Origin of the sequence: Actinoplanes sp. NPDC051475 (assembly GCF_040689425.1) — a bacterium.
Lineage (GTDB): Bacteria > Actinomycetota > Actinomycetes > Mycobacteriales > Micromonosporaceae > Actinoplanes.
The window spans coordinates 1-14815 of record NZ_JBFAZZ010000018.1 but is presented as its reverse complement, the minus strand read 5'-3'; the positions used below and the strand labels follow the sequence as shown (position 1 = coordinate 14815).

Genomic DNA, 14815 nt, shown 5'->3' with positions numbered 1-14815 from the left:
CTCAGGCGGGCACGGCCCACCGCTGGTTGGCGCCTCCGGTGCAGGCCCAGATCTGCAGCTTCGCCCCGTTCGCGGTGCTGTTGTCCTTGACGTCGAGACACTTGCCGGACGCCGCGTTGACGATCGCCCCGCCGGACACCTGCCACTTCTGCGTCGCGACGGTGTCGTAGCAGTCCCACAGGTGCACGGTCGCCCCGTCGGGGGTGCCGTTGCCGGCCACGTCCAGGCACTTGCCGAGCACGCGGACGGTGCCGTCGGCGCCGAGGGTCCACTGCTGGTTCGGACCCGGGGTGCAGGTCCACATCTGGGGCAGAGTGCCGTTGGTGGTCGATCCACCGGTCACGTCCAGGCACTTGCCACCAAGCCCGCTGATTGCACCGGTACGGCCACCGCCCGACTGACCGCCGCTCCACGTGAACGTCGCGGAGGTCCGGGCGGGCAGGCTGTACACGAAGGACTGGCTGCCCCAGTTCACCTTGACGCTCTGCGTACCGCCACTGGTGTTGTACGCGATGAGCGCCTTCGAGCCGTCCGGGTTCTTCCACGCCACGTTCTTGACCGTGCCGTTGGCGGTCGAGTCGATCCGTACGGCGCCGGGCTTCACGAACTTCGTGAGGTGCCCCATCGTGTAGTACTCGATCGTGTAATCGACCTGCCCGTGCCGGCTGTCGCCGTTGTGCACCGTGACGAGGCCGGTGCAGGTGCCACATCCGCCGTTGTGCGGCCCCTTGTTCTGGTCGACGGCGAGGCTCCATTTGGTCCAGGACCGCGCCCAGTTCCGGGTGTAGTCGATGAGCGTGTTCATGTCCTCGGCGTGCTGATCGCCGACCCAGGTGCCGCCCGAGTGCTCGGTGAAGTACTGATTCATGGACGGGTACTGAGCGCGTACCGAAGAAGCCTTGTTCGGATCGCCGCCGTAACCGTGCCATGCCACCCCGCCGAAATTGGGATGGTTGCGGATCGCCGAGTCGTTGACCAGGGGCGCACCCCAGGTGTCGTAGTCGCTGTAGTTCCAGTCGTGCACCAGCAGCTTGGTGCTCGTTCCGGCGCCCTGGAGAGCGGGAAGCAGATCGTTCCTGGCGAACGACTGAAGACCGGAAACAGACCACTGCATGGAGGGATATCCGGGACAGCATCCGGGTTCGTTCTGCTCGGTCACATACTTCACGGGTACGCCCTGAGCCGCGTAACCCTGCAGGTATTTGACGAAGTACTGGGCGTACGTCTTGTAGTACTCGGCCTTGAGGTAGCCCTGGTTGTAGGAATTGTTGTCCTTCATCCAGTACGGCGCGGACCACGGCGAGGCGAACAACGTCAGCTGAGGATTGAGGCCCCGAGCCTGCTTCGTCAGCGCCAGCACATCGGTGTCACGGCTCAGCGAGAAGTCGTTGAGGTCGCAGCACGTCTCGTCGTACGAATAGCTGGACCGCGCGAGATCCGAGGACCCGATCACGTTGCGGACGGCACTGACACCGATGCCGCCGGTGGGGCTGAACAGCTTCGTCATGACGTCGTTGCGGGCGGCAGCGGAAAGCGCCCCGCTGCCGTTGATGAGCCAGGCGGCGGTGTCGGTGAACGAGGCACCGGCACCCTCGAACTGCTGGTACGTGACGTTCTCGTTGACCGTGATCGTCTGGTTCGCGCCACCGGTGCTCGACGCGAACGCGATGGGTGTCTGCTGCTGCAGGCCACGGGTGACCGTACGGCCACCGCTGTCGCTGGTGGTGGTGAGGTAGATCTGCACCGGCTCGTTCGCGGCTTCCGCGGACGGCGCGAACGCCACGAGGGCGCCGGCGCCGAGCAGGGTTGCAGTCACCGCACCGGCTAGCTTGCTACGGAGGGGCATGACGGGGATCTCCCTTGACCGGAGGTGGGGGCCTGGCCGGGATAGATAAGTAAGCGAACAATTAACACCTCCGTCGATGTCTTGTCAACGTCGTGAACCCGGCCGCGGGAAAGGTCTGCCCAGTTCAGGACCATGTTCTGGACCTTAAATTAAGTTGCAGCCGATACCTGTTAAGGTTGATAACAGAAAACGGATCGAGTTCGCCCGTTCGGCCACTCTTCCTGAGAAACTCCTTGTCGGCGTTGTCCTGGACATCCACGCTCATCGACACTGCACGGGTCCCCGGGGACAGGGGCCTGGCCGGCGCGGGGGCGCGCCGCCAGGTCCCGCGGCTAACCCGCCCCTCCAGGCCGGCGACGTCCACACCGGCACCTAGTGAGGGCGGCGTCACGGCGCCCCGTGTCCGATCCGCCGCACGTAGGGCGATCTGGCAGACTGAGTGCCGCTGTCCGGGAGGGCTCGCCTAGTGGCCGATGGCGCCGGTCTTGAAAACCGGTATGGGGAAACTCATCGTGGGTTCGAATCCCACGCCCTCCGCACTGCCTGACCTGCGTTTTCGCAGGTGAACCCTCGTATCTGAGCGTGAGAGCCGGGCGGCGCCGTGGGCGCCGATGTCCAGCTGTTAACGGCCAGAAACGAGGGTTCACGAGCGTCCGTGTCGAATGCGTGTCGACGAGACTGCGGCGTTAGCCCTGGTCGTCGCCCTTGTCGGCGTCACTCTGTGTCGATGAAGGCTCGGGTGCGTCGTGCGGTGCCTCGGCTGGCTCCTCTTGGGTGGCCGCTTCGATGCGCCGGCGGTCGATCTCATCCTGTCCGGTGAGGCACTTGGCGTAGACGCGCAGGAGTACGTCGACGCCGTGGCCGGCCCATTCGGCCACCTGGACCGGGGAGACGCCGGCGTTGAGCCAGGTGGAGACGCAGGCGTGCCGCAGGCTGTACGGCACGTCCAGCAGCGGCGAGGCTGCTTCCTCAGGCGTGAACGCGGCTTTGCGGGCGTGGTGGAAGGTTTCGAGGTACGCCCATTCGGCCAGCAGTCCGCCGCGTGGTCCGAGGAATAGCAGGTCGCCGGGGCCGATGTCGTAGTTCTCGAAGTGGGTGAGCAGGATCTTCACCAACTCCGGGTGCACGGGGAACGGGCGGGTCGCTCCGACCGCGCGGTGCTTGAGTTGCCGCGCCTCGCGGGACTCGCCGTTGTTGGTCCAGCGCCGGCCGCCGCGGGGGTTGGAGGCGTCGAGCAGTCCTTCGCCCCAGCCGGCTTCCGGGAGCTTGAGGAAGGTGCTTCGCCGTACGTGCAGCGCCTCGGAGGGGCGCACGCCGGCCCAGTATTGGAGGGCGAAGAACGCGGCGATTCTCTGCCCTCGTGGGCCGGAGTCGCGCACCGCGTTGAGAAAGCGGCGCGCCTGTTCGGGGTTGACGACCGTTCGGCGGTCGACCTCCCCGACGACTTGCGGCGCGGCCACCGTGGGGTCGTCATGCTCGGCTGCGGGCCCACACCGGAATCGGCAAGGAGAACGTGCGACACGCGACGGGCAGCCATGCCAGGCCTTCACCGTCCGGGTCTTCGCCCACCTGGTGACGACCGTGGATGATGGAGGGCATGACGGCCAGCGGGGAGCACGTGCTGTGGAGTCACTACGCCGACAGCCCGCCGACCGGCCGGTCCCGCTCCCTGCTGGTAGGCGCGGCGCTGCTCACGGTCGCCCTGCTCGGGGTGGCCTGGCGCATCCGGTCACCTCGCCTCGCGCCGTTCTTCGGCCTGGCGCTGATCGCCGGAACCGGGCTGCTGCTCTTGCATCTGCTGAAGTCGCGTCGCCGCGAGATCTCGCGCGTCTGGACCGATTCCGGCCGGCCCGGTGTCCTGCTGATGCGTCGCGCCGGCGGCGCGGTCCAGACGCTCGACCCGGCACGGGTCAGGAGGATCTTCCTGGTGCACACCTCCGGCTCGTACCGCGATGAGCGTCCCGGCGAGCCGGGCGAGTCGCACAGCTACGTGCTCACCCGCGTGACGCTACGAGCCGGCCTGACCTGGTACACCACGCCGAATCAGCCCCTGCCCGACAGCGAGCCTGGAGACGCCGGGCGGGAACAGCCGTCCCGGCCGGAGACCCGCAGACGGCTGGTGGCCACGTTCCCGAACGCCCGGCTCTCGCAGCGGCACCTCCGCCGAAGCCAACGGGAGTCCACTGAATGAGACAGACCGCTGTTCCCTGGATTGAGGGACTCAGCGAGATCCTTCCCCGAATGCCGCGTCCACCTCTGTGATCAGCCATGTCAGATCCTGCTCCCGGCACACTCGGCGTAACGCCTCGTCTTCGACCTCCCCGCCGGCGGACGGCGGATCCGTAGGTGCCGCCTTGTGTTGCCTGATTGCGGTCGCGGAAGAATCTTGCTCAGACCACTTGACGCCATACCGGAACGCCTCGGGCTTTTGTCTCGGCGGGCGTGGGCCTGGTTCGGATGGCGCGTGCAGTGATGGCTATCCGGCGCGCCGGGGGCCCTTGCAGTTGCTGGTCGACGCGGACAGCATCCCCGAATGACTGAGCCAGGCGCCAACGAGTGCCGGGTTTGCCGCGGGCCGGTAGAGTCGACCGATGCCAACGCCTGGTTCCGAGGTGCCGCGCGGCGTTGCGGCTGCCATGCCGGAGGGCTGGCGGCTGGTGTTCCTCCCGAGCCTGACCGGGCACCTGTTGTCGTCGGCCGCCGCCGGCATGGTGATCCCCCTGGTGGTCACACTGCCGGCGACACTGTTTTGCGTACTGCCGGTCGCCGGCGTGGTCGGCGGCGGCGCTGGGGCACTGCGCACGGGTCTGGTCCTGTTCGGTCTGCTGCTGCTCGCCGGCGTCGCGGTGGCGGTCGCTCTGGTTCGCGCCGCCGGGACGGATGTGCGCTGGGTGGAGTTGCGGCCCGGCGCGGCCCCGACGGTGCTCGTCGTGCGTCGGGTGTGGGGCAGGTCGACGGTCCGGGTGGCAGACCTGCGTCGCGTGGTGGTTGTAGAGCGTCGCAAGCTGGATCGCCGTATCGGTGTGCAGGTGGTGGTGCACACCGGCGGTGAGACGGTGACATGTACGGCAGGACAGGGCAGCCCGACGGAGCGGGTCGGCGTGGCGCAGCTGGCCGGTTGGGTGAGCGAACGCCTCGCCTCGGCCGGGGTCTTGGTGGAGTGGGAGACGGTGACGGAGCCGGCCCTGCTGACGGTCGAGAACTGGTGGACCGCGGAGAAGGTCGCCCAGGCGTGGCGAGTACCAGTCGCGCGGGTCCCCGAGATAGCCCAGCAGCAGGGGGTACGCTCGCACACCGGGCTGTCGCGGATCGGAGCGACGCACCAGCCCGGCCGGTCCACCGGGCCGCGTTACGATCCCGACGACGTCTGCCGGGTGGCGGCTCGGCGATCCGTCGAGGAACGGGCGCCGGGCGGGTGACGCGGGCCGCAGTAGCCGACGGCGACGTCCGTCTGGTCCGGCTCGGCGTCCGCCAACGGCACGCCGCCACCGACCACGAGCTGGTCGTCCACGCCATCGTGACACGTCCACGCCCGTAGAGTGATCGTCATGGGCGCAGCGAACGCTGGACCGAGTCGCCGGGCATGGCCACCAGCGGCTGGCACGTCGGCGCTGTTTCTTGCCGTGATCCTCGCCGGTTGCGGCGCGGAAACCGCCAACGAGACCTCAGACTACGGCGAAGTCACATCCGTCAACGGCAGCACTGTCACAGTGTCGATCATCGGGTGCCGCAGCGACTACGACCCATACGACGACCCCAGCTCCTTCGAGTACCGCCACCGCAAGCTCATCGCCCCCTCACGGTCGCCCAAGCCGTACCACAGCTCCAGTTGCCAACACGTGCTCAAGCTCGACCAGTTCACCGATCTCCGCGGCGCGGCCGTACGAGCCGGCGACACCGTCTCGCAGACCTGCCACCGGGTCAATGGGGACGGAGACCTTCCGACCACGACGTCAACGGTCTGCACCTACCACGTCAGGGCTGGGCCCTGATTCGAGCCGCGTGACAGCGCACATGACCTCAATTTAAGAGCTCAGTTCAGAATGCGCTTCATGCTGCCTGGTAGCGCCTCAGTGACCAGTGCCGTGCCGTGCCATGACGGTGACGCCGATGAACGCGGCGATCGACAGCGTGATCTCGGTGAGGACGACGGGCAGCGAGGTGCTGTAGTCGGTGGATCGGGCGAAGGCGATGATGAGCGGTGTGATGACCGCGCCGGCCGCCGGCAGCAGGATGCCCATGGCGGCCGCGGTGCGCCCGATGCCCGGAATCTGACGCAGAAGGATACGGACTCCCGCCACGGCGCCGTCGAAGTCACCGATGCCGTTATCGGCGGCCCAGCGCTGGAATCCGTTCAATCGCGCGGTAGACCGTCGAGCGTGCCACGCCAAACAGCTCGGCCGGCTTGGCGCTGGTGCGCTCGCCGACCCGGTGCAGGGCCACCAGGTGCGCCTCCTGCTTGACGCTGAGCTTGGGTGCCTCTCCCCGTAGCCGGCCCCTTGGCCTTGGCGATCTTCATACCTTCGCGGGTCCGTAGCCGGGTTAGGTCCGCATTGGAGGGCAGTCAGTGAGCGTCCCGATGAACGATCCCCAAACGGAACATCAGCGCCGACGCTCACCCGTCACAGCCAGCGATAGACGAAAGATCAACTATCTGACGGCTGGTGACGCGTTTCTACCGGCACCCTGATACCGGCGGCGAAGTGAACGCTGCCGCGCAGGACCATCGGTGACGTAGGCGGCGCCGACGCGAGCCCAGGGCTCGCTGCGCGGCTCAGCGCGACGCGTTGCGGGAGTCGATGCCGACCTTGACCCAGTACGCGAGTTCGCCATGGCTTTGTAGTTGGTCATGCGGCACGGTGAGCCACCTGCGGCCCATGGGCCGGTCATTGCCCATGTGCGCCGGTTCTCCTCCTCGTCGAAGCAGGTCGTCGTACTCTGCGGGATCGGTGCGCACGAGCAGGTCACCGTCACGACCGGCGGCGACTGTGATGCGCTCATCCACCATGAACGACAGGCCATCGAACATGGGCACTTCACGCACGTCTGATGTCCGGCCAGCACATCCCGGAGCCCTCGCGCGAGGGCGTCACGCGGGCTCGGGGCAGGCGTGGTCACCGGCCACCCTTGGCGATGTAGTCCTGCCCGTCGTAGTGGAGGTTGAGCGTCTCGATGACGCCGTCGCCGAAAGTGAAGAATTCGGCGAACCGGACGGTGCCGCCCGGCATCTCGGCGTCGTACAGCACGGCGGATCCCTGCTCGTCGATATCCCCAAGATTTTCCGCGGTATCCCCACTGCTCTTGCGGTTCGGGGGGCCTGCCGGCCCAAGGCTCGGACCAACCCCGCAAACCACGCCCGCGGCACACCGGCCACTGGCCACCGGCCGAGCCAGCAGAGACTTTAACGACCTTGTGCGCAGTGGTTGGTGTTTGTTTGAGCTGGGCGTTTACCAGGTGAGGCCGGCGGACTTGTCCGAGACGTGGCCGGCGACGGCGTTGATGGTTTTGGGGAGCAGGTCTCGGCGGCCGGTGTAGCGTTGCAGGACGCGCCACCATTTCACTTCTGCGACGGTGTGCCCGACCCCTCGCCAGCGTCCAGCGGATCCTCACGGAGGCCGGCGGTTGACCTGGCTCGGCTGGCAAACGTGGACGAGGGCCTGGCCGGAGACGACGGCGCGCCTTGAGCCGCCGTCTCATGCTCGGAGCGCTCATGTGCTACGGTGACCGAGTTGCAGTTTTGATTTCCGTAGACGTTTTCGGCGCCTGATGGGTCATCCAAAACCCGTCCAGGCGCCTTTCCGTTTGTACCTGTCGGTTCCGGCGCGGCGATCAACGCGGCGACGTAAGAGTCCGCACAGTGCGGCCTCTAACAACCTGCGAAAGAGCAGACATGACTACAGGCACCGTGAAGTGGTTCAACGCCGACAAGGGCTTCGGCTTCATCACCCCCGACGACGGCGGCGCCGACGTCTTCGCCCACTTCTCCGCGATCTCGACGAGCGGCTACCGCAGCCTCGACGAGAACCAGAAGGTGGAGTTCGACATCACCCAGGGCCAGAAGGGCCCGCAGGCGTCGAACATCCGCCCGCTCTGATCCACACTCCGCGAACGGCGGTCCGACTGATTCAGCGGGCCGCCGTTCGGCGTTTCATCCCCGGTCCTCGCGGGACGCTTCCGAGATCAGCGCGACTGGCCGGCCCGGTCAGCGACCCGGTCGACCGGAAGCAGTCCTGCGACTGCAGCATCGCGGGGAAACGCCGAACAGCGGCAGCTGGATGGGTCTTGAACCGCCCGTGCGTGCACGAGCATGAGCGGGGTCCATCGGGGGCACAGATTGCCAGAGAATCCACATGCCGCGGCCGCGGCCCATTCGATTGCCCGATACACCGTCGAGCGGGCGACGCTGAACAGCTCCGCCAGCCCGGCATTGGTGTGCTCGCCGACTTGTTGCAGTGTCACGAGGTGCGCTTCGCGCTGCACGTTCAGCTTGGACGCCCTGCCCGCAGTCAGCCCTCGGCCTTGGCGCTGTCGGTGGACAGTCGGCACAGCGGACCCTGAGGTCCTTCATGGCGGCACTGTACCGTTTGGCCCTCGCTGGCCGAGCACTTGACCGGCGGGGCTTTACGGGACTCGCCGATTAGGGGGGCTGAACGCCCTGTCGGGTGCCCGGTGGGGCGACCGACACCCGGTACAGATGCGTCCGGACCGGTCCGGCAACTCAATCATGATCAGCGACTTGGCTCCGGGGCTGTCCGGGGCATAGACCCGATGGTCGTCGTGCTTACCGCAGCTTCTACCTACTCCCGTTTATGCTCCGCCGCGTGCGCGACAACGAGGTGAACGGCATGGATCTCAACGAGGTGCTGCTAGCGGTGGAGAAAGCCGCCCCGGTCGACGCGGTTGAGGCGGTGACTCGGAGCGTGGGGTTGAACCTGGACGCGTTGTGGGTGTCGTTCCTCGTGGCGGACATGAGCGGCCGTGCCCTCGTGCGCCTGGTCCACGTCCCGATCGGGGGTGACGTGCCTGCCGGCCGTCGGCAGGACGAGGATGTTGCGATGGTGCTGCCTTTCGACGGCGGTCCGCAGGAGCAGGCGCTACGCGCGCAGCGGGTGCTGGTCGAGTACGTCGGTGACCAGCACGTGGTGCGGGCGCCGGTCACCCAGCGCGGCGAGGCCATCGGGTTGCTGGAGATCGCCCTGCCTGCCGCACCGACCGACGCGGTCGTGGAGCGGGTATCGCGCGCCGCGCACACGTTGGCGTTCGTGGTGATCGCTAACCGTCGGCACACCGACTTGTTCGAATGGGGGCAGCGGACGAGTCCGTTCACCCTCGCCGCGGAGATCCAGCGGCGGCTCCTGCCCGCATCGTTCACCTGCGAAGCCGACTCATTCACTCTGGCGGGATGGCTGGAGCCGGCAGCCAGCATCGGCGGCGACACCTTCGACTACAGCCTGGCCCGAGACCTGCTGCATCTGAGCATCACCGACGCGGTCGGCCACGGTGTGCACAGCGCCCTCACCGCGACCCTGTGCGTCAGCGGACTACGCAACGCCCGGCGCCGCGGGGGCACCCTGCTCGAACAGGCACAGGCCGCGGACGAGGCGCTCATCGCCAACGCCGCGGCCAGTTCGCCCTTCGCCACCGGGCTTCTCGGCCGGCTGGACCTGTCTACCGGAATCCTCGCGGTCGTCAACGCCGGACACCCCACCCCGCTGCTGGTCCGCGACGGGGCTGTGCAACCGGTGGCGCTGCCCGCCAACCGGCCTTTCGGGGTGCTGCCTCACAAGCCCTACCGGGCTGCCGAGATTGAGTTGCAGCCCGGCGACCGGCTGGTGCTGCTCACCGACGGCATGCTCGAACGCGGCGCCGCCGCCCTGGACCTGTCCAAACGGCTGCAGCACCTGAGCGCGCTGCACCCCAGGGAGGTCGTCCGTGTTCTCGGCGACCTCGTTCTTGAAGTCGCCGGACCTGTCCTTCCCGACGACGCCTGCCTGCTGATCCTCGACTGGCACGGAGGGCACGGCGATACCCGCCACACGGCAGCCGGCGCCGACCCCCACCGGGCCAGCAAACGGCACCGCGGATAGCGCGGAGGCTATGGCCCTGCTCGTCACCGGCAAGCGGGTACGACAAACGGTCCCTCTCGTGGCAGAGAAGGACCGTGCGGGCGGTGAGATCAGGCGGCGTCCGCTTGCCGTTGGCGCTGGTGGTTCTGATTGTGCCGGAGCGCTTCCTCGAGCTGATCTTCAAGGATGATGATCCGGCAGGCGGCTTCCAGAGCGGTGCCCTGACCGACCATCTCCCGGGCTCGCGCGGCAAGGCGCAGCTGATAGCGGGAGTAGCGGCGGTGCCCGCCGGCCGAACGAAATGGGGTGAACAGCTTCGCCTCGTCGAGCCGGCGCAGGAAGTCCTGCGAAACGCCGGTGATCTCCGCGGCGCGGCCCATCGTGTAGGCGGGGTAGTCGTCGTCGCCGAACATGTCGTCGGGTTCGGCCATATACACCTCCATGACGAGGGCCCCGGCGCGGAAGCGCCGGGGCCCGGGGTTACGGGTTGAAACACCATCTACCGACAGGTTCGTCGGGTTGCCGTATCCGCACCTGCCGCCATCGGCGGTGTGGGGTGCGAGGATCGCATAAGCGTGACCGGAGACCACCTCTCGTTCGATGGAAACTACGGTGTCCGCGCCAGAGTCGAAACTGCATCCTGGCGGCGGGCGATCCAACGGTGTTCGGCCCTCCCTTTCCTCTGCTTTCAATTTCTGTGGTGCTTGTCGTGCTGTCCACCGGTGCCGGAGCCCACGCGACTTCATAGCCCCGTTCACGTGCGACGGACTGTCCTGCTCCAGGCGAGCCCTGAACCAGCGTCGGCCCGCCTACTTGCTTGCCCTGACCTGGAACTACGTCAAGGTCTTACTTCCCACTTCCACGTGCCTTACCATGCCTTGCTGCGCGCGGTGATCAGAACTTCCACCGCTGTGCCGAGCGAGCCACGACGTTCCGGGCCCTGCTTAACGCTCGACGTGCGTCGTCTGCGTGTTCGACGATCTCTGTTGTCAACGACAGGAACACTAGCACGTACGGCGGGGATGTCTAGTGGTTCGAACTTAGATTTTCTCGGCGGCTGTCCCTACTTTCCGCATCGCATCGATGGTTGTCCCCCGACGGCAGCGACCTCACCGAGTGGCTCATCGCCTGGGGATGGATGGCTCCGTCGGACGGCAAGGGCCCGAGCCCGTGCCCAGCGGCCTACTACTGCGCCGCGGCTCCCTCGCCGTCAGATGACGCTTGCTGTAGTTGAGGAGCTAAAGCCGCGAACGGCTCCCCTTCGACAGGCTTACCGAAACCCTTGATTCCGCGCTGGCGGTGGACGCGGTCGGGGATGCGTTAGTACACGGCCGCAGGTCGGCGGCAGCTACGGAACGTAAGCTGTCGCGGAGCCAGCCGGACGAAATGGCGGACGCACCTAGATCTTCGAATCAACCGCGCGTCGAATACGTGTCGGCGAGTTCGGGCTCAGCGGCTCGCCGGAGGCGTTGCCGCAGCTAGGACGGGTCGCCTAGGGGCCGATGGCGCCGGTCTTGAAAACCGGTGAGGCGTTCCGCGTCTCCGTGGGTTCGAATCCCACGCCCTCCGCACCTCACCTGCGTTTCCGCAGGTAAATCCTCGTTTCTGAGCCGGTGAGCTGGGCGGCGCCGCGGGCGCCGATTCCAGCTGTTAACGGCCAGAAACGAGGATTCACGACTGTCCGCGCCGCATACGCGCCGTCGGAACGGCGGGCTACCCGGCTTGTTCGCCCTGGTCACCGTCACGTTCGGTGACGTCAGGCGTCGCCCTTGCGTCGTCGAACGCCTCCCGCGTTGCTTCCTCGAAGCGCTGGCGGTCGATCTTGTCTCATCCGACGAGGCACTTGGCGTAGACGCGGAGAAGGACCTCGACACATTGACCCGCCCACTCCGCGACCTGGGTCGACGGTCGCATAGTGACGGTGATCGCCGACCCGGACACCACGATCGTCGAGGTGACGGTCAGCGGCCGATGGGACCGCCGGCTACACGAGGCCAGCGCCCGCATCCTGCACGGCTGCCTCGCCGCGCATTCTGCAGCGATCATCATGGACCTGTACGACCTCGGCGATCCCAGCGGTGCCAGTGCCGCGTTCTGGTCAACCGTGCGCCGATGGGGCCAGCGGATGCAACCATCGACGCGGGTCGCGGCGTGCCTGCCCACCCAGACACCGTTGGCCGTTGCACTCCGCCGCCGGGGCCGGGGCCGAGACCTGCCGACATACACGAGCGTGCCGGAAGGCCGCGCCGCCCTCATCAACACCAGCGCAAAGACCGACCAGCCGCCGCGACGGCTGCGCCTGCAGCCCGAACTGACGGAGGTGGTCCGAGCCCGCCGGCTGCTCATCGATGCCTGCGCCCGCTGGCAACCATCCGAGCTGGAGATACGCGCCCGGCTCGCCCCGAATAGGGCGAGTGGTCGAACGCCGCCCAGCACGCATACGCGCCGGGCGATCAGGCTCCACCGGTGAAATCCGCCCGTCCAGGACCCTTGTGCCTCTGAGCCGCCGGGCCGCTGCCGGAATCGGGCAATCATGACAACAGCTGTGCAGCAGCCGAGGGCTGCCTCCGGAAGCGACATCAGCCCTGGTCGCGGAGCCGACTTTCCAGGAGCGCGGAAAGCTCCTGGGCAAGTGCCCCCAGGCTTTCGCCGCGGTACACACCTGCCAGCTCGTCCAGCAGTCGGGCCACGACCGCGGCCTGAGCCGCCGCCAGCGCCAGCGTTCGTCCCGCGGACCGGTCCCCCTCGACAAGCCGTTCCCGCAGACGTTCGGTGTACTCATCGCGATCGAGCGGGTTGCCGGAACTATCCCGCACAGCTGCTGTGGGGCGCGGTGGTACTTGGTCGGCAGCCGGGGCCTTGCTGAACTGGGCATGTTCGGGGCAGTAGTCAGTCTGGCGGATCGGGTCAGAGGTCCAGCCGACAGCGTGATCACGAGCCCAGGATCGGGCGTCCGCGTCATTGCGCCACGCCTCGATGGGCAGCGGCTCCAACTGGATCGGGCATCCCGCCACGTCGCAACTGAGAACGGCCCGCCGCAGCGCGCCTCCCCTGGACAAGTGGATGCTCACTACAGCCCGCTCTCGTGGTCGTCGCACTATGCGACCGAGTCATCATCGGCTGACGGACCGGTCACCGCGCAACTCGATGCTACTGCCCGGCAGCACTTCTCAATCATCGTGGCGGCTGGAAAGGGCGTAGGGTCGGTATGCAGCTCGGATTCCAGGACCGCTACGAGGATCTCTTTCCTTGCCCGCGTGCCGCGATCAGGCAAGCACGACACTGCACGTCCACCGGCCCGTTTCAGGGAGGTTCGATCATGTCCAAGGACTCGACGACCAAGGCGAACGTCAAGAAAAAAGGCAAAACCATCAAGGAGAAGCAGACCGCGAAGCGCCTCAAGCGCGACGAGCTGAGCGGCCAATCCTCGAGGATCCCGACCACGGGGCGCTGAGCACCAGGGGCGCACACCACCGGTCCGGGATCGGCCAGTTGAATCAGGACCAGCTCGACTAACTCGCCCTGACCCAGCCAGCAGTTGCTCCCTGATCGCCGCACACCAGGCCCACCGTGAACCCCGCCACCACCGGGCGCTACAGCGAAAGCATGAACTGGGCGACCCCCATGTGAGTGCGACCTGCCCGACGGCCGCTGAGCATTGACCGAAGGGCACCCTGAACGCCTGGCGGCCGGCGCGCACCGACGCCGGCGTCAGCGGCCGCAAGCCCGCACACGACCTGCGCCCAAGCGACAAGCCATCCACGTTCTGGCTTGTCCACAAGAGTCATCGTGCCCAGCTGAGCGCCGGTGCGGACACCTCCAGCCCGCAACTAAGGGCTGCCCGTACTCTCATGGAGATCGGGAGCGGTATGGCGGGACGCCTCTGGTTCACGCGGCGAGGTAGGGCGCGGCCGTCGGGCGATGCCACCCGCCGCACGTGGACGATCGAACCGGGCTCAAGCCATACCGCGCACCTCGGCCTCGAGGGCGGTGGTGGCGAGGTCGTAGGGGATCCAGGTGTCGACCGGTCGTCCTAGCAGCGTGGCGAGTTCCACCGCGGCTCGGCGAGCTCGCGTGACGGCGCAGTCGACCTGCGCCGCGTCCGCGAGGGGTGCCTTGGGAGTGGCGCGACGCAGGGCATCGGCGACGCGTCTGTCGACGATCTTGTTGATCCAAGCGAGGACGTCGAGGTCTGGACCGTTGTGGCAGCCGGCGAGCCACCAAACTTCGACGTAGGTGGCAGCGAACACCATGACCGCCAGCTGTTGGTCTCGCAGGCGGGAGTCCAGCCGGGCACGCACATGGCCGCAGGTGTGCTCGAAAAGCGAGACGAACTCGTCTTGACTACCCCTCGAGATCGGTCGCATCAGCCGACGAAGGTGATCATCCAGCGGTGTGACCGAGGATTGGCCTCGAGTGCTCTCGTCGAGATGTGACCGCTGGAGGGCCGGCTTACGATGGAAGATCCGCATGGGTTCGCTCCTGCTCGGCGGAAAGGAACGCCGCCGGGGTCCAGAGCGACAAATATGATCGACTCGAATTTGCTCTTCGACGCTACGACATCGAGGGTAGGACGACCAATGCGGTCACCCGAGAGGGGGAGCAGAGATTTTCCGCGTGCGGCGCTCGGCATCGTTGTCCCGCGGCGGCGAGCAACGCCTCGACGGGCAGCCGTACCATCCCGCTCTTGGGCGAGATCGCCCAGTAGCGCAGCGAGCTACCGTCCTGGCGCAGCGGGCCACCGCGCTGGCCGAGCAGCAGCGCCTCGGCAGCGATCGTGGAGTCATCGCACGACGCGATCATCTCCGAACCCTCGACGGGGTGATCACCAGTTGGAACTCAGGCGCCGAACGGCTCTACGGCTACCGCCGCGAGGAAGTCCTCGGCTGGCCCGCGACCATGC

17 protein-coding genes and 2 tRNA genes are annotated in these 14815 nt (G+C 67.2%); 10 read left to right on the top strand and 9 right to left on the bottom strand.

The annotated features are described in order from the left end of the window. Position 1: 1 nt before the first annotated feature. The gene (locus tag AB0368_RS30840; RefSeq protein WP_366157529.1) at positions 2–1816 is read right to left on the bottom strand and encodes a lectin; all 1815 of its coding nucleotides are present in this window, start codon (positions 1814–1816) and stop codon (positions 2–4) included. Between the two features lie 482 nt (positions 1817–2298). On the opposite strand from AB0368_RS30840, the gene AB0368_RS30835 reads away from it, so the two are divergent. Continuing rightward, positions 2299–2383, top strand: a tRNA-Ser gene (locus AB0368_RS30835). Positions 2384–2532: 149 nt separating this feature from the next. On the opposite strand, the gene AB0368_RS30830 is transcribed toward AB0368_RS30835, so the two are convergent. Then, positions 2533–3306, bottom strand: a complete 774-nt coding sequence (locus AB0368_RS30830; RefSeq protein ID WP_366157528.1) for a hypothetical protein — start codon at positions 3304–3306, stop codon at positions 2533–2535. A 137-nt stretch (positions 3307–3443) separates the two neighbouring features. Between AB0368_RS30830 and AB0368_RS30825 the strand changes: the two genes are divergently transcribed. From AB0368_RS30825 to AB0368_RS30810, 4 genes are all read left to right on the top strand, one after another. Continuing rightward, on the top strand, positions 3444–4037 hold the full coding sequence (locus tag AB0368_RS30825) for a hypothetical protein (RefSeq protein WP_366157527.1): 594 nt from the start codon (positions 3444–3446) through the stop codon (positions 4035–4037). Between the two features lie 400 nt (positions 4038–4437). After that, positions 4438–5265, top strand: coding sequence for a hypothetical protein (locus AB0368_RS30820; RefSeq protein WP_366157526.1), 828 nt, complete (start codon positions 4438–4440; stop codon positions 5263–5265). Continuing rightward, positions 5262–5384: a hypothetical protein gene (locus AB0368_RS30815; protein WP_366157525.1), complete on the top strand. Its 123-nt coding sequence runs from the start codon at positions 5262–5264 to the stop codon at positions 5382–5384. Before AB0368_RS30820 ends, AB0368_RS30815 begins: the two co-directional genes overlap by 4 nt. Before the next feature lie 10 nt (positions 5385–5394). After that, complete coding sequence (locus tag AB0368_RS30810; protein WP_366157524.1) at positions 5395–5838, top strand: hypothetical protein; 444 nt, start codon at positions 5395–5397, stop codon at positions 5836–5838. A gap of 78 nt (positions 5839–5916) precedes the next feature. Here the strand turns inward: AB0368_RS30810 and AB0368_RS30805 are convergent, their stop codons facing one another. The 3 genes from AB0368_RS30805 to AB0368_RS30795 all read right to left on the bottom strand — a co-directional run bounded on the left by AB0368_RS30805 (position 5917) and on the right by AB0368_RS30795 (position 7092). Beyond that, positions 5917–6204, bottom strand: a complete 288-nt coding sequence (locus AB0368_RS30805) for a hypothetical protein (protein WP_366157523.1) — start codon at positions 6202–6204, stop codon at positions 5917–5919. 416 nt (positions 6205–6620) lie between these two features. After that, positions 6621–6890 (bottom strand): TfoX/Sxy family protein, encoded by a 270-nt coding sequence (locus AB0368_RS30800; protein ID WP_366157522.1) that lies wholly within the window; start codon positions 6888–6890, stop codon positions 6621–6623. A gap of 70 nt (positions 6891–6960) precedes the next feature. Next, entirely contained in the window at positions 6961–7092 is a 132-nt protein-coding gene (locus AB0368_RS30795) for a hypothetical protein (protein WP_366157521.1), read from the bottom strand. 644 nt (positions 7093–7736) lie between these two features. On the opposite strand from AB0368_RS30795, the gene AB0368_RS30790 reads away from it, so the two are divergent. Both AB0368_RS30790 and AB0368_RS30785 read left to right on the top strand, forming a co-directional pair. Continuing rightward, positions 7737–7940 carry a cold-shock protein gene (locus AB0368_RS30790; protein ID WP_364166529.1) on the top strand — a complete coding sequence of 68 codons (204 nt, stop codon included), beginning with the start codon at positions 7737–7739 and terminating at the stop codon, positions 7938–7940. A 727-nt stretch (positions 7941–8667) separates the two neighbouring features. Beyond that, entirely contained in the window at positions 8668–9933 is a 1266-nt protein-coding gene (locus AB0368_RS30785; RefSeq protein ID WP_366157520.1) for a PP2C family protein-serine/threonine phosphatase, read from the top strand. Positions 9934–10022: 89 nt separating this feature from the next. Here AB0368_RS30785 and AB0368_RS30780 read toward each other — a convergent pair whose 3' ends face one another. Then, positions 10023–10343 carry a MerR family transcriptional regulator gene (locus AB0368_RS30780; RefSeq protein ID WP_366157519.1) on the bottom strand — a complete coding sequence of 107 codons (321 nt, stop codon included), beginning with the start codon at positions 10341–10343 and terminating at the stop codon, positions 10023–10025. A gap of 1050 nt (positions 10344–11393) precedes the next feature. On the opposite strand from AB0368_RS30780, the gene AB0368_RS30775 reads away from it, so the two are divergent. Together AB0368_RS30775 and AB0368_RS30770 are read left to right on the top strand one after the other, a co-directional pair. Further along, positions 11394–11481 (top strand) — tRNA-Ser (locus AB0368_RS30775). Between the two features lie 346 nt (positions 11482–11827). Continuing rightward, complete coding sequence (locus tag AB0368_RS30770; protein ID WP_366157518.1) at positions 11828–12382, top strand: hypothetical protein; 555 nt, start codon at positions 11828–11830, stop codon at positions 12380–12382. A 109-nt stretch (positions 12383–12491) separates the two neighbouring features. On the opposite strand, the gene AB0368_RS30765 is transcribed toward AB0368_RS30770, so the two are convergent. Further along, positions 12492–12983 (bottom strand): hypothetical protein, encoded by a 492-nt coding sequence (locus AB0368_RS30765; RefSeq protein ID WP_366157517.1) that lies wholly within the window; start codon positions 12981–12983, stop codon positions 12492–12494. 248 nt (positions 12984–13231) lie between these two features. Between AB0368_RS30765 and AB0368_RS30760 the strand changes: the two genes are divergently transcribed. Next, positions 13232–13366 (top strand): hypothetical protein, encoded by a 135-nt coding sequence (locus AB0368_RS30760; protein WP_366157516.1) that lies wholly within the window; start codon positions 13232–13234, stop codon positions 13364–13366. A gap of 502 nt (positions 13367–13868) precedes the next feature. On the opposite strand, the gene AB0368_RS30755 is transcribed toward AB0368_RS30760, so the two are convergent. Further along, the gene (locus tag AB0368_RS30755) at positions 13869–14279 is read right to left on the bottom strand and encodes a hypothetical protein (protein WP_366157515.1); all 411 of its coding nucleotides are present in this window, start codon (positions 14277–14279) and stop codon (positions 13869–13871) included. Between the two features lie 187 nt (positions 14280–14466). Beyond that, positions 14467–14715, bottom strand: a complete 249-nt coding sequence (locus tag AB0368_RS30750; RefSeq protein ID WP_366157514.1) for a hypothetical protein — start codon at positions 14713–14715, stop codon at positions 14467–14469. Between the last annotated feature and the right edge of the window lie 100 nt (positions 14716–14815).

Bases quoted from the DNA above. Each gene is read 5' to 3' on its own strand.
- AB0368_RS30825 (WP_366157527.1), top strand. From the start codon at position 3,444: ATGACGGCCAGCGGGGAGCACGTGCTGTGGAGTCACTACGCCGACAGC.
- AB0368_RS30820 (WP_366157526.1), top strand. From the start codon at position 4,438: ATGCCAACGCCTGGTTCCGAGGTGCCGCGCGGCGTTGCGGCTGCCATG.
- AB0368_RS30810 (WP_366157524.1), top strand. From the start codon at position 5,395: ATGGGCGCAGCGAACGCTGGACCGAGTCGCCGGGCATGGCCACCAGCG.
- AB0368_RS30790 (WP_364166529.1), top strand. From the start codon at position 7,737: ATGACTACAGGCACCGTGAAGTGGTTCAACGCCGACAAGGGCTTCGGC.
- AB0368_RS30780 (WP_366157519.1), bottom strand. From the start codon at position 10,343: ATGGCCGAACCCGACGACATGTTCGGCGACGACGACTACCCCGCCTAC.
- AB0368_RS30760 (WP_366157516.1), top strand. From the start codon at position 13,232: ATGTCCAAGGACTCGACGACCAAGGCGAACGTCAAGAAAAAAGGCAAA.
- AB0368_RS30755 (WP_366157515.1), bottom strand. From the start codon at position 14,279: ATGCGACCGATCTCGAGGGGTAGTCAAGACGAGTTCGTCTCGCTTTTC.
- AB0368_RS30750 (WP_366157514.1), bottom strand. From the start codon at position 14,715: ATGATCGCGTCGTGCGATGACTCCACGATCGCTGCCGAGGCGCTGCTG.